Annotated in this window: 14 protein-coding genes and 1 riboswitch; of the genes, 5 read left to right on the forward strand and 9 right to left on the reverse strand. The window is 37.6% G+C overall.

What is annotated here, in order from left to right; genetic code table 11:
- Positions 1-105: 105 nt before the first annotated feature.
- Together MKY80_RS19895 and MKY80_RS19900 are read left to right on the forward strand one after the other, a co-directional pair.
- Complete coding sequence (locus MKY80_RS19895) at positions 106-240, forward strand: hypothetical protein (protein ID WP_255250397.1); 135 nt, start codon at positions 106-108, stop codon at positions 238-240.
- 176 nt (positions 241-416) lie between these two features.
- A complete protein-coding gene (locus tag MKY80_RS19900; protein ID WP_008173550.1) occupies positions 417-980 on the forward strand; it encodes a carbonic anhydrase in 564 nt (187 codons plus the stop codon).
- A 71-nt stretch (positions 981-1,051) separates the two neighbouring features.
- Here the strand turns inward: MKY80_RS19900 and MKY80_RS19905 are convergent, their stop codons facing one another.
- Both MKY80_RS19905 and MKY80_RS19910 read right to left on the reverse strand, forming a co-directional pair.
- A complete protein-coding gene (locus MKY80_RS19905) occupies positions 1,052-1,639 on the reverse strand; it encodes a GNAT family protein (protein ID WP_107922564.1) in 588 nt (195 codons plus the stop codon).
- Between the two features lie 175 nt (positions 1,640-1,814).
- Entirely contained in the window at positions 1,815-2,624 is an 810-nt protein-coding gene (locus MKY80_RS19910) for a polyphosphate kinase (protein ID WP_008173556.1), read from the reverse strand.
- A 200-nt stretch (positions 2,625-2,824) separates the two neighbouring features.
- On the opposite strand from MKY80_RS19910, the gene MKY80_RS19915 reads away from it, so the two are divergent.
- The gene (locus MKY80_RS19915; RefSeq protein WP_043989603.1) at positions 2,825-3,538 is read left to right on the forward strand and encodes a hypothetical protein; all 714 of its coding nucleotides are present in this window, start codon (positions 2,825-2,827) and stop codon (positions 3,536-3,538) included.
- Between the two features lie 27 nt (positions 3,539-3,565).
- Here MKY80_RS19915 and map read toward each other — a convergent pair whose 3' ends face one another.
- Both map and thiT read right to left on the reverse strand, forming a co-directional pair.
- Positions 3,566-4,321 carry a type I methionyl aminopeptidase gene (map, locus tag MKY80_RS19920; protein WP_342530866.1) on the reverse strand — a complete coding sequence of 252 codons (756 nt, stop codon included), beginning with the start codon at positions 4,319-4,321 and terminating at the stop codon, positions 3,566-3,568.
- 169 nt (positions 4,322-4,490) lie between these two features.
- Positions 4,491-5,051: an energy-coupled thiamine transporter ThiT gene (gene thiT / locus MKY80_RS19925; protein ID WP_008173562.1), complete on the reverse strand. Its 561-nt coding sequence runs from the start codon at positions 5,049-5,051 to the stop codon at positions 4,491-4,493.
- A 134-nt stretch (positions 5,052-5,185) separates the two neighbouring features.
- Positions 5,186-5,293: riboswitch (TPP riboswitch) on the reverse strand.
- Between the two features lie 126 nt (positions 5,294-5,419).
- Between thiT and MKY80_RS19930 the strand changes: the two genes are divergently transcribed.
- Positions 5,420-5,743, forward strand: coding sequence for a DUF4870 domain-containing protein (locus MKY80_RS19930; RefSeq protein ID WP_008173564.1), 324 nt, complete (start codon positions 5,420-5,422; stop codon positions 5,741-5,743).
- Positions 5,744-5,795: 52 nt separating this feature from the next.
- Entirely contained in the window at positions 5,796-5,921 is a 126-nt protein-coding gene (locus MKY80_RS19935; RefSeq protein WP_342533104.1) for a hypothetical protein, read from the forward strand.
- Between the two features lie 40 nt (positions 5,922-5,961).
- Here the strand turns inward: MKY80_RS19935 and MKY80_RS19940 are convergent, their stop codons facing one another.
- The 5 genes from MKY80_RS19940 to MKY80_RS19960 all read right to left on the reverse strand — a co-directional run bounded on the left by MKY80_RS19940 (position 5,962) and on the right by MKY80_RS19960 (position 13,643).
- A complete protein-coding gene (locus MKY80_RS19940) occupies positions 5,962-9,042 on the reverse strand; it encodes an SMC family ATPase (protein ID WP_089986817.1) in 3,081 nt (1,026 codons plus the stop codon).
- Complete coding sequence (locus MKY80_RS19945; RefSeq protein ID WP_342530871.1) at positions 9,039-10,196, reverse strand: exonuclease SbcCD subunit D; 1,158 nt, start codon at positions 10,194-10,196, stop codon at positions 9,039-9,041. Before MKY80_RS19945 ends, MKY80_RS19940 begins: the two co-directional genes overlap by 4 nt.
- 123 nt (positions 10,197-10,319) lie before the next feature.
- The gene (locus MKY80_RS19950; protein ID WP_008173573.1) at positions 10,320-11,231 is read right to left on the reverse strand and encodes an SGNH/GDSL hydrolase family protein; all 912 of its coding nucleotides are present in this window, start codon (positions 11,229-11,231) and stop codon (positions 10,320-10,322) included.
- Between the two features lie 32 nt (positions 11,232-11,263).
- A complete protein-coding gene (locus tag MKY80_RS19955; protein ID WP_008173575.1) occupies positions 11,264-12,493 on the reverse strand; it encodes an aminopeptidase in 1,230 nt (409 codons plus the stop codon).
- Position 12,494: 1 nt separating this feature from the next.
- Entirely contained in the window at positions 12,495-13,643 is a 1,149-nt protein-coding gene (locus tag MKY80_RS19960; protein ID WP_008173577.1) for a DEAD/DEAH box helicase, read from the reverse strand.
- Positions 13,644-13,804: the final 161 nt, after the last annotated feature.

Below are 13,804 nucleotides of genomic sequence, written 5' to 3' on the forward strand. Positions count from 1 at the left end.
GTATGTTATGGATGTCATAAATTATCCTTAGATTTTCCTAGTATCCTATTGTATAATTAGTTTAGGGTAATTAGTAGATCATCTAAGTAGAGAGGAGCTCTAAAAATGTTCATTACAACTGTTCTTGGATTTTCAGCAGTTTTATTAATTTCAACTGGATTCTTCATCCACTACCTACAAGTTGGTTTAGATAGCAAGTCTTCAGTAACTGTAGATCCAAAGCCAAGCGAAAAATTTTAATGTAAAAAACAGCTACTGTAAAGGTAGCTGTTTTTTTATAGATTCAACGTTTTTCATCTGTTAAAGTGTATGAAGTTTGCTTCTTTATTGTAAAAATTGTCTGAATAAAGTCTTTATTGTTTGCATAATTAAAGTTTTGCTCTAAAATATTTTTTGTAAGGAAGGGAGCAATTTTCATGACAATGTTACATGATATTTTAGAGTTTAACAAAGAGTTTGTACAAGAGAAAAAATATGAACCATTCATCACTACAAAATATCCTGATAAACGTATTGTTGTTTTATCTTGTATGGATACTCGTCTTGTAGAGCTTTTACCAAAAGCGATGAATCTCCGTAATGGCGATGTAAAAATTGTGAAAAGTGCCGGTGCTTTAGTAAGCCATCCTTTCGGTGCTGTAATGCGTAGTTTATTAGTTGCTGTTTATGGCCTACAAGCAGATGAAGTTTACGTAGTTGGACATTATGACTGTGGTATGAGCGCAGTTGATCCTGATGCTATGTTAAGTGAAATGGTTAAAAGAGGTATTAACCCAGAAACCATCAAAATGCTGGAGTATTCTGGTTTTGATTTAAAAGAATTTTTACGTGGTTTTGGTGATGTAGCGACAAGTGTTAAGAAAAGTGTCGACACGATTCGAAATCACCCATTAATGGTAAAAGACGTTCCTGTACATGGTTTAATTATTGACCCAAATACAGGTCATCTAGATTTAATTGAAAACGGTAACCATCAATAGTTATTCTAACTTGATTTATAGCAAATCAATAAACAAGTGCCTTTCCATCGAATAGAAAGGCACTTGTTTATTTATTCATCCTCTAAACGGGCATACATATAATGATCGACCCATTGACCATTTATATATAAAAGCTTTCTTAAAAGACCTTCTTGTTGAAAGCCCGCCTTCTCTAAGACACGCATAGAGGGATTATTTTGGGTTGATACATATGCCTCGACACGATGTAGCCCAATTTGATCGAATGCAAACCGGACTACCATGTTCACTGCCTCAGTGACAATTCCCTTACCTACGTAAATTTCATCCATAGCATATCCCACAAATGCACTTGAATAGGGTAATCGTTTTACAGCATATAGTGCAATATGTCCTATTAGATTATTAGTACCATGCTCATAAATACCAAAAGTAAATTCTCGCTTTGAATCCATTAAATATAAACTTTCTTGAATTTTTTTATATTGCGCGTCGATTGTATAGTATTCAGGTCTTTGTAAAGGCTCATATGTTGACCAAAAGTATTTATTGCGGCTTACGAGACCTGTTAAACTTCGTGCATCATTTTCTTGGAATGTGCGGATGTAGCATTTTTCCCCCTTTATTGTTACCACATTCCCACCCTTTTTTCTTAATAAATTCCAAATTTTAAGCACCATTTCTCCACACTAGCCTTCCAATCAATATCGATAAAAATTTATACTACCTTCTCAAGCATCGGAAATTACGGGGGGGTACCCCTAGTTTTACCTTATTGTATGTAAAAAAAGATGCTGCTACAACTAAAACAGCTCATGTCTTCATGTCATAGCACCATCATTCATATTTTATCTTTTACTTCTTTTTCTCATTTAACACGTCCAGGCTAGATGACTCAGCATCCTCTAAATGCGCCTTGTCTAATACATTAGTTAAATGAAGTCCACGTTTCAATGCCTCTCGTTCAATATGTGCAAGCGTTTCTTGTAGCACCTGCACACGCGCATATTTTTTATCGTTTCCAGCTACTAAAACCCACGGAGCATTTTTCTTATCGGTCTTTTCAAACATTTCATTGGCAGCCTCCACATATTGCGGTGACTTTTCTCGATTACGCCAATCTTCGTCTGTCAGCTTCCAAGACTTGTATGGATTTTGTTCTCGTTCCTTAAAACGTTTTAATTGCTCTTCATCTGAAACATGAAGCCAGAACTTAATAATTATGTAGTCTCCCGCAGTTAAAATCTTTTCAAAATTATTAATTTCCTCATAGGCACGAGACCATTCGTCCTTCGTCGCGAATCCTTCAATTCGTTCTACTAATACACGACCATACCATGAACGATCGAAGACAGCGATTTGCCCGTGCTGAGGTAGCTTTCTCCAGAACCGCTGTAAATAGTTATAGCGTAATTCATGTGGCTGTGGAGCTGAAATTGGATGGACGACATAGCCACGTGGATCAACACGTTCAATTAAACGTTTTATCGCTCCTCCTTTACCAGCTGCATCCATACCTTCAAACACTAAAATTAAACCTATTTTATTCTTTAATAAAAATTGTTGGGCATTTAACATTTCATATTGGAGTACTTGTAATTTCTTTTTATACATCTTTTTATCTAGTTCAATAGATAGGTCTAAATTTTTTATGTTTTGCGTCATAAAGCTTCACTCCTTTAATCTGGATATATTCTTATTGTACTAAAGAAATAAATGGATGCCTATTGAGATGGTAAATTGTAGATAGTATTAGCAAAACAACACGATACATTGATGGAAATTTCCGTTATAATAAATTGAGTGACGGTACTATACTTATTTGTCTTTTCCCTATACAATCTAACACGAAGGGAGAGGAAAGCATGCCTCGGTTTTTATTGATGACAATTTCTTATATTGTCTCACTCATCCTAACCTTTTCATCCTTTTTCATGAAACTTAACGGTCAATCTTTTTTAGAAATTTCTAATCGTTTTTCGGTGGTATTTGCACCTGTTGATGGAAGTCATATAATTTGGATTGTCATTTATTTATTAATCGGTTATTGGTTAGTGATGAACATCAAAAAGACATCTATGAAACAGTCTGCGCTCTTTAGTTGCATAAATATTTTACAAGCATTAACGATATATGTATGGCATCATGAATTATTTATTGTTTCTCTCGGCATTACCTTACTCTTAGTCTTGTATTTATTTATGCTGTACAATACGTATCCACTTCATGACAAATCACTGTCGGGTCGTATTCCTTTCACCATTTATTTTGCATGGATGACATTTATTTTTATCACAAATATTAGCTTTACGTTAACAGCTTATGGTTGGAACGGTTTTGGTCTGAGCACTCCTCTTTGGGCAGTTATTTTACTGACATTAGGTGGAGCCATTGCGCTACATATCCGCTTTCATCACTTTGATATCATGTATCCAAGTGTTTTTATATGGGCTTATATAGGAATCGCTTTACATAATGGTTTTGATGAGCTACTCGTAACAACAGCTGCATTATTTTTATGTGGTGTACTCTTAGTTGGTATTTTATTCATTAAAAAAAATCCTGCCTACCAAAAATAATTTGGTGTGCAGGATTTTTTTGTAATCCTATTCTTCGTCTAATGAAGTAAGGATAATTGGTTTATCTTTTGTAACAATTACTGAATGTTCAATTTGAGCAACAAGAGACTTATCAGGTGTAATGAATGTCCAACCATCACCAGCTTCTACAATATGCTCTGCTTTTGCTGAGATAAATGGCTCAACTGCAAGAACCATGCCTTCTTTCATAATCGTAGAATCCCATGCATCGTAATAATTTAAAATGTGATCTGGTTCATCATGTAAAGAACGACCTAAACCATGGCCTGTTAAATTCATAATAACTGTTAAGCCATTAGCATTCGCTTCGCGCTCTACAGCTTTACCGATTTGATTTAATTTAGAGCCCGCCTTTACCTTTGTCATAGCACGATCAAAAGCATCTTTGGCAACACGACATAGTTTTTCTTTGTCTTCATAGCCTTCACCAACTACAAATGAAATGCCCGTGTCGGCAAAGTAGCCATCTAAAGAGCCTGAAACATCGATATTGACGATATCTCCCTCCTGAATAACACGTTTACCTGGGATACCATGCGCTACTTCCTCGTTGACACTTATACAAGTATATCCTGGGAAGTCATATTCTCCTTTTGGTCCTGAAATGGCACCTGCCTCAGCAAACATTCGACCAGCAATTTCATCTAGTTCAAGTGTTGTGACACCTGGTTTTGTAGCAGCCTTCATCGCTTCACGAATCTCTGCACAAATGCGTCCAATTTTTTTAAAAGCTTCAATTTCTTCTTGCGTTTTTACAATCATGTATAACGTCCCTTTCATCTAATATCTACTCTTTAATATAACATAACTTTTTACGCGTATAACGCTAAACGCTTTAAATATTGTATGCCTGCCTTCTTGGCAAAGTGCTAAGAGCTCTATTCTCTTACGACTACATAAAAAACCCTTCACCAATATGAAGGGGTTGGCATTATGCTTTACGTTGCATTAGTTGTGGAGCCGCTGTGAATAATAACGCTCCCACAATAGCTGTTAATACTGTTGCGGGCAGCATATAGGTACCATTATAAATAATCGAGTAGATCCACGCATTTTGATCGCCGGCATACTCTGCAAAAAATACCGCGCCAGCAGTAGTGTGCGCTGCATATCTCAAGAAGCCTGCAAATACAGTACCTACAATAATATAAAGCGCCATTTTTGTTTTGTTTAGTTGATTTGCTGCTTCCAGTAAAGGTCTGCGTACAATGGCCGCTAACCCTACAACTGTGAAAGCAACACCGTAATCTAATAAACCTTGAAGCCAGTGTACAATATAAGCTCCAAACATGGTTTGCATAACACCTACAAGCAAGCCTGTTGTTAGGCCAGCTACTAGACCCCAGCGAAATGCAATTAACATAATTGGTACCATAACAAGACTAACAGAGCCACCTTGTGCCCATACTTTAAAGGAGACCTGATCGAGCACGAGGCCAATCGCTGCAAATATTGCAATCTCCACTAGCATTAATAGTCTTTTTTTGTCCATACATATTCTCTCCTTTGTTCCGATGTAGGATACAAGAGCAGGAATAGAAATGCGCTGATTTGATTCGCTCTGACACCTTTTTATTCTTAAGAATGAAAAAACGATGTCAGGACAGAGCCTCACATCGTACAAGTGTCGGTTTCTATCCACATCCCTACGCAAGTGTTAGCTTACAGGTTCAAAGAGTCAAGGCATTACGTGCCCAGTCTCAGCTGACATCATCAGCTCCCCTTGTGGTCGTTACATCTGAATTTAATTTGAACACTTTCATTGTACGCAAAGCACGGAATGATTACAACCTCTTCCATACTTAATTTTTGAAACTTTACTGTTTTCCATGCGTAAATATTAAAAAAGGAGGTACAACTATGGAGAACCAAAAAATATTATCTGCTTTTAGTTATCTCAGTATTTTCTTTGCTCCTTTCATCGTACCATTAATTGTTTACTTCGTTACGAAAGATGCTGACATCAAAAGACATTCTATTCGCGCATTAGTGTCCCATCTAATTCCTTTCGTATTTGGGATCTTATTTTTCATTGTCTTTGTCTTTTCTACATTTAGTTTAGACCCCACTTCAAGTAATAGTACAGTCATGATCATTTGGTTCATTTCGTTCGCCATTTACGGAATTGTCTCGCTCGGAATTGTTATATGGAATATTATTCAAGCCGTTCGAGTTATCCGCTAATGTTTCATTTTTAAAATAAACAGGTAGAAGTAATTAAAAAGGAGCTGTGTTTTTGATGAAAGTATCAAAAGTAGTGAAAACCGCTGTTAAATTAGCGCCTATTGTTATACCAATCGTAAAAAAAGGGCTGGCAGCAAAAAAAGGGACAACTTCTACAGTCAGTTCTCGAAAAAAATAAAAGGAGGGCGTATTTCCTTAAACCGGAAATACACCTTCCTTTATTTTATTTCAAAATGTGTTTGACTATGTCCATTCAATGTTTTTTCGACATGTAAAACGGCTGGCATCGCTGATTTTAATTCAGGCACATGAGAGATGACACCAATCATTCGTCCAGAATCTTGTAAATCGATTAATGTGTCTATTGCTTTATTTAATGATTCTTCATCGAGCGAGCCAAAGCCCTCATCAATAAACATGGTTTCAATATGAATATTGCCTTGGAAGCTTTGAATAACATCTGCCATTCCTAGAGCAAGGCTTAATGATGCATTGAACTTTTCACCACCAGATAACGTTTTAACATCTCGTAATTGATCTGTGTAAGCATCATATACATCAAGCCCAAGTCCACTTTGCTTGGCATGCTTTTCAAGCCTGTCTGAACGTCTAAGTTCAAATTGACCGTTAGATAAATGATAAAGACGAATATTGGCTGCCTCTGTAATTTGATCTAAATAATTAATTTGAATATATCGTTCAAAGGACAGTTTTTTCGAATTTTGCCCATTTAATAAGCCATACAGCTCCTTCACTCGACCTGCCTCACTCTCAAGTAAACGAAGCTCTCTCTCTGTTTCTTCTACTTTGTTGATGAAGCTTAGACATGATTTCGCAAATCCATCTATTTGTTGAAGTTGTTTAAAGGCATCCTCATAGGCGATTCTGAGATTTTCCACAGTTGCCTCCATCAGGGCTAAATCTTGCTCCTCTTTCCCTTGTAGATGTTTTTCTCCTTCTGAAATTTGAATTTGTAACGTATGAACATGTAACCTGTAGTCATTGCATGCCTTTCGAAGTTCCTCTAATTGAGTGGCACTTCTTTTCGCAGTTGCATAGTCTTCATAGTACACAAAGCCTGCTTCCTGCATGCTTATTGAAAACTGCTCACGCTTGTCATTCATTTTGAGCTTTAATTCTTCAAAATTCTGTTTGGCGATTTCCACAGCTAGTTTAGCATTACTGGCAGCTTCCTTCGCGGCATGTAAATCATGCTGGCTTTCCTGCCATAATTTTTGTAAATCCATTTTCTGTTTACTAACATCGGTAAGTGTTTGTTTTAATTGCTTTAAGGTTGGCATAGTTGTTGGCATTTGCTTATGCTGTTCTTCTACAATTGCCTGCAGTCTTGTCCAGCCCTTCATCTGCTCAGTTAAATATTCCTCAAGTTTGACTTGTTTATGTTGCAAATGCTCTATTGCTAAACGCTGTTCCTTCTGGTTAATCCTTGTTTGAGCTAACTGTTGATTGATAATCTTTAAGCTAGTAATCTCTTGTTCCATTTTTTCTAAGGAAGCTATTATTTGTGCTTGATCCTGTTGCTTCATCGCGTATGCTTCTATTTGTGTCAGTGCCTCTTGCTGAAGCTGTTGTGCGGATGTTAAAAATGCCTCTTTTTCCAAATACAAACGCTCGTCTGAAGAAGCTTTTCTCCTTAACGTTTCCACCTGAGCAAGCTCAACAATTTCCAATTGCTCATTATGTGTTTGTTGATGAGTCGTACTCCCACAAACCGGACAAGGTTGCCCTTCTTTAAGCTGCTGAGCTAAAATGCTTGCTTGGCTTGTCAGCCAGCGTTGCTCTAATTGTTGAAGCTCCAGTCTACTGTCCTGATAATGAGTTTGAGTAGCGATAACATCTTGTTTCGCTATCTCTACCGTTTTTGTATATTTCTCCACCTTCATGAGCAAAGCTACTTGCTCCCGCAGTTTTGGTAGTTGTTCTAAGTAACCTTCATACGGTTCCAATTGTTTTTCATAGTGCTCAATTGATTGTGAAAGCTCCTCTAATTGCGCGCTTTCTTTATCGATTAGCACTAGGTTATCCGCTGCCCCTTGTTTAGCCGTTTCTACATATTGCTTAGCAATTTGAAGTTGCTGTACATTGCTGTCATAAGCCTCGAACTTAGGAAGCAATGCTTGGAGCTGCATTTCCTGCTGCAAAAGCTGTTGACGTTCTGACTCTTTTGCCTCTTCCGCTTCATATTTTTCTTGAGCTCTTTGTAACAGCTCCTTGGTTTGTAGTTGACTACTGTTAGCTTGCTGATAGGCTTGTTCTTTTAAATTTTGTTCGGCTCGTAAATCCAAACATTGTTGCTCCAGTAGTAGTAAACGCTCCGCTTGTTCTGCTAAGGCTATCTCCCGTTCCTTTGCAAGGAAGTTGTCTTGCTCATTTAATAGCAGTTCTAGTCTTTTTTGACGTTTGAACTGCTCCTCAAATTGTTCATTAAGCGTTTTAGCTAAACGGTAAAACTCCTGTTCTTTTTGATGATGATTATAGGCTTCCTCATACTGGCGCTGTTCATCTTCAAAACATTTTCTATAATAGGTAAGCTCCTCTTCCAGTGCTTGCTTTAGCTGAAACATATTTTCCGTATTATCAGCAATTTGTGTGAACAAAGGAGAGGAACGATGTGGAAGTGCACCAACAATTTGACCAAGTAGATGTTCTTTTAATTGCTTGGCACGTTCAAGATCACTTTCTGCCTCTTTTCGTTTCGCATCAAGCAGTTTTGTCATAACACCAAAGCGATCTGTTTTGAAGATTTTTCGTAATATGACCTCTTTGTTTGTAGAATCCGACGTTAATAATTTGCGGAATTCACCTTGAGGTAGCATCACAATTTGGCTAAATTGATCCTTTGTCAGACCAATAATATCCTGAATCTTTTTATCGACTTCAAGTGTTTGCTGCTTTTCAACAATGTTATAATCGAGCTTTCCCTCTTTTACTTCCGCTAACTCCACCTTTTTACCAGTAGCTGTTTTATTTTTTTCCTTTATATGTCCAGGCTGACGTAAAATCTGATAGACCCTTCCATGCATTTCAAAAATAAGTTCTACTGCTGTATATACATCATCATCAGCAAAGCCACTTCGCAGTAAAGCCGTATCCTGACGATCCTCACCACTGCCTGACCCATAAAGTGCATAACAAATCGCATCAAAAATCGTCGTTTTCCCTGCACCGGTTTTGCCAGAGATAGCGAACAAACGATGTTCCCCTAACTGTTCAAAATCAATTATTTCCGTATTTTTATAAGGACCGAATGCCGTAATCGTTAACTTTAATGGCTTCATTTTACTATTTCTCGCTCCTTATCTAATAATTCCTGTAGCATTTCCGTAAACAGACGCTCGGTATCTTCATCTGGTTGTATCCCAATTATATCTGTAAAGAAAGAGCGGAATAGATCGATATCTTCAAGCTTTTCTGCTTCTACTACTTGAAGCTCGCTTGGTTTCTCTTGTCGTAAAATCTTACGTTCAACATGCATGGCATGTGGAAAAACGGTACGAATACGTTCCATTGGCGAAGACACGGACGTAGCATCCGTCAATCGAACAAATACATAATCATCACTTCGTGGAAGCATTAATAAATCCTCCAACTGTCCTTCCACTACACGTAAATCTCGTCTTGGCATGAACTTTCTTTTAGTTACAGTACTATTTCCTTGCTCATCTAGATCGACGATTAAAAAGCCTTTTTCATGTAGATGCTCAGACAATGAGTATTTTAATGGTGAACCAGCATAGCGAATTGTTTCATTTAAGACAAAATGTGCCTTATGTAAATGTCCGAGTGCTGTATAATGAAATGGTTTAAATAAAGCAGCATTCACGCAATCTGAACCCCCAATAGAAAGCGGACGCTCTGAGTCACTAGTATTAGCTTCTTCCTCACCGTATTTGGTCACAAAGGCATGTCCAACAAATATATTGCGTTTATTTGTATCCATACCTGCTGTTATATGTTCAATAATTTTCTGCATCGCATCATGGTGAGAACGAATGGCCTCCTCTTCAAAAATACTGCGAATAGTGGTAGGCTCTGCAAATGGTACAAGATGAAAATGCACCTCTCCATGTGAATCATTGATAATAATGGGTGCATGATCTTTCGTAAACTGCCCCTTAATATATAAACCACTATCACGCATCAAACGACTACCAAAGTTTAATCTGCCTGCACTGTCATGATTCCCTGCAACAGCTAAAACAGGAATCTTCTTCTCTAAAACTATTTTTGCTAATATATCATTTAGTAAATTCACTGCCTCAATAGGGGGCATGGAACGATCGTATAGATCACCTGCTATAATAATTACATCTGGCTTTTCTTCATCGATAGCTTGTATAAATTGTTGTAAGATATATTGTTGATCCTCTGTCATATAGACGCCTTGAACGAGCTTTCCTAAATGCCAATCTGCTGTATGAAATATTTTCATTCCTGTACCTCCTGTCCTTTTACTATTTTATCATGGCTTGTAATGGATTGTTTTTTCCTTTGTTTGGGGAATTTAGTACACACAAAAAAAAGCATCCTCTAAGATGCCTTTACTCAACATTATTTATCTCTTTTCCAACTTCCCCATAAAAGCTGTATAGCCGTGAAATCCCTGAATGGAACGTACGTTTTGAACAGACTGGGAGGATGTCACCTTTTGTTGTTTAGGCTGTGTGGAAGCTCGCTCTTTTAAAATTTCCTCAAATGACAGAGGATTCGGTTGCGGTAATTGTGATGAAGCAATATTTAAGGCATCACTACCACTATATGCCTTTAAAAATGCATTGGCCATTTCGCGATAACCTTCCATATTTGGATGAACATCTGCATAGTTTGGTAAGTAGTTAGTAGCATTTAATCCAAAGCTGTCATACACATTTACATAAACAGCTCCGGCTAGCTCTGCCTGTTGCTGTAAAATCGTATTTAATTTCACAAGCTGTGCATTTGTTCCTTCTTTTTGAGTGAGATGAACACCTGGATAGGCAAAATAATAACCTATAACATATACCTGAGCCTTTGGCGCAAGCTCTCCCAATTCATTTAAGATAGCTTCCATATTTTTTCTCACTATATTTAAGGCGTAATCTGCTTGAAGTTGAGAAAAAGTTAATGTTCCAGCCGTTGGATTTAGCCGGACAAGGCTTAATAAATCATTGGCACCTGCCGAAACAGTAACTAAAGTGGCATTGGCTAATAAATCTCTTGCTTCCTCAGTTTTAATTCTTTCTAATACATTAGCTGTTGTAAAACCTGGAAAAGCTAGTTCCTTTGTATAGAATTTTAATTGATCCATTGCCTGTAATCTCATAGCAATTAAATCACTATATCCAACATCAATTTGTTGAAAAGGGGTTTGACCAGCAGCTAGGGAATCCCCAATTGCTACATAGCTTTCGGTTTGAGCAAAAGCAGATGGGCCCCAGCATGTCATTAATAAAATAATCATCCCGATTAAACTACCTAAATGCTTCATCTGCTCTCCCCCATTCTCGATTGGAACTAAAGTTAGAAAGCCCAGCTACCTTTACGGAATATCGGCTCTACTGTTCCATCTGGTAAAATACCATCAATGTCCATTTCACCATTACCAATCATAAAGTCTTCATGTGTGACAGAAATATTTGCACCTAATGCTTCTAGTTGACCGTTTTCTAAGTCTCTACCGCCCTCTAAGCAAGTCGGGTATGCTTCTCCAATTGCTAAATGGTTTGAAGCATTTTCATCGAATAATGTATTAAAGTATAAAATCTCTGATGCTGAAATGGGTGATTCATGCGGAACAAGTGCTACTTCACCTAAATAACTAGAACCTTCATCTACTTGAATAAGCTCTTGTAATAAATCTTGACCTACTTCAGCTTCCGCCTTGATAATTTTTCCTTCTTTAAATGTTAATTTAAAGCCATCAATGATATTGCCTTGATATACTAAAGGCTTTGAATTACTAACATAACCTTCTACACCTTGCTTCATTGGAAGTGTATACACTTCTTCTGTTGGCATATTAGCAATAAAAACATTGCCTTCAGGCGTTTTACTGCCACCAGTTAGCCATTTATGCTGTGGAGCTAAAGCAATTGTTAAATCTGTTCCTGGTGCAGTATAGTGTAGCTTCGCATACTTTTTATTATTTAATAGTTCTGCACGAGATTCTAAATTCGTTACATGCTGATGCCAATTGTTAACTGCATTTCCTTCTCCGATATGAACTGTTTTAAAGATAGCGTCCCATAAAGCAGGCACTTGCTCATCTGCTGTCAATTGAGGGAATACCTTTGCCGCCCACTTTGACGAAGGAACTGCAATAATTGACCACGCAATTAAATCCTTCATAACCGCATTTCGATAGTTTTTCAATGCCGCTCCTGATACCTTTTGATGAGTAGCTAATCGATCAGCCGAAATTCCTGTTAATTTATCAGGATCTGCGGCTTCAATCCATAGTAATGCCCCTTTACGTTCAATGAGTTCATCACGCATCCGTACGACCCATTCAGGGAAACGGTTAAATTCTTCATCAGAGGCATGTTCAAAATAGGCACGATCCATTTCATCATCTGAAAAATTAACATGGACACGTCCAGCGCCAGCCTTATACGCCTCTTTAACGACCAAACGAGCAAAATCTAAAGCATCAACTGATGTGTTGACTAACAAATATTGACCTGGTTGAATGTTTACTCCAACTTTTACTGCAAGTTCTGCGTATGCCTGTAATTTTTCTTCAAATGTCATATTATTTCCCTCGCTTTTGTCCAATCGTTTTAGAATTACCTTCCATTAGCTTACCATCATGCCATATTTTCTGTACTGGCTTACCAGGAACTTCTCTTGTCCATTTTTTATAGGCTTTTTCGTCTTGATAAGATAGTAATGTTAATACTTCACCATCTGCACCTGCACGACCTGTACGACCCGAACGGTGTAAATACTGCTCAATTGTTCGTGGAACGTCAACATGAATAACATGTGTTAAACCGGCAATATCTAAACCACGTGCAGCAATATCTGTCGCGATTAAAATACGTGCGTCCCCTTTGCGGAAAGCATCTAAAGCCTTTTTACGTTCTTCCTTTTTCATGTCAGAATGAAGTGTAACGATTGGTGCAGAGCGATACTGTAGCTTCGTTTCTTTCATTAATAATTGATCAATATTATTGACGAAAGCTAATGCTCTCAGACCTTCTGTATGCGATAAACGGCGAAGGAACTCTGTTTTATCACGTTCTTCCACCTTCACAAACGAGTGGATTACTTTGCCAACCTTTAGCATATCCTCTGGCTTAATTTTAAAACGAACTGGCTCAAACATCATGCGACTTGCCACTAATTCAATTTCCTCTGTAATAGTAGCTGAAACAACTACTACTTGTCGTCCGAAGGCAGAACCTTCAATAAAGGATTTAATGACAACACGGTATTCACGACTTAGTAATTGATCACATTCATCTAAAATAACTGTTTCAATTTCCTTAAGCTTTAATTTACCTGCACGTGCTAATTCATTTAAACGACCAGGTGTTCCAACAACAATCGTTGGCTTTTTCTTTAATTTTTCAATTTGACGAGCGGAATTGGCCCCACCAATAAGCTGCTGAACCGTAATATCCGTACCTGCCGTCCACTCACGGATAACTTCTACAATTTGCATGGCTAGCTCTTGTGATGGAGCTACGATCAGACCTTGTGTTTGCTTTTTCGCCCCGTTTACTTTATTCAGCAATGGTAAAACATACGCCAACGTTTTACCAGAACCAGTAGGTGATTCTGCTACGATATCTTTTCCTTCAAGCATCGCTGGTATCATTTCCTCTTGAATTTTCATAGTTGCTTCAAAGTTCCATTTTGCTTGTAATTCTTCTTTTAATAAATTGATTACTGACATGTTATTTCCCACCTTCTATCTGCTTGACACTAGTTTAACACACTCGGTAGCTTCCTACTTTATATGTACGCAAACCTTTGTCTAATCGTTTCACCAAATGAAACTCTCATCCATAAAAAATCTGCCTAACTCCACACATGGAAATGTAAGCCCGTCCACAA

Origin of the sequence: Lysinibacillus sp. FSL R5-0849 (assembly GCF_038595075.1) — a bacterium.
GTDB lineage: Bacteria > Bacillota > Bacilli > Bacillales_A > Planococcaceae > Lysinibacillus > Lysinibacillus fusiformis.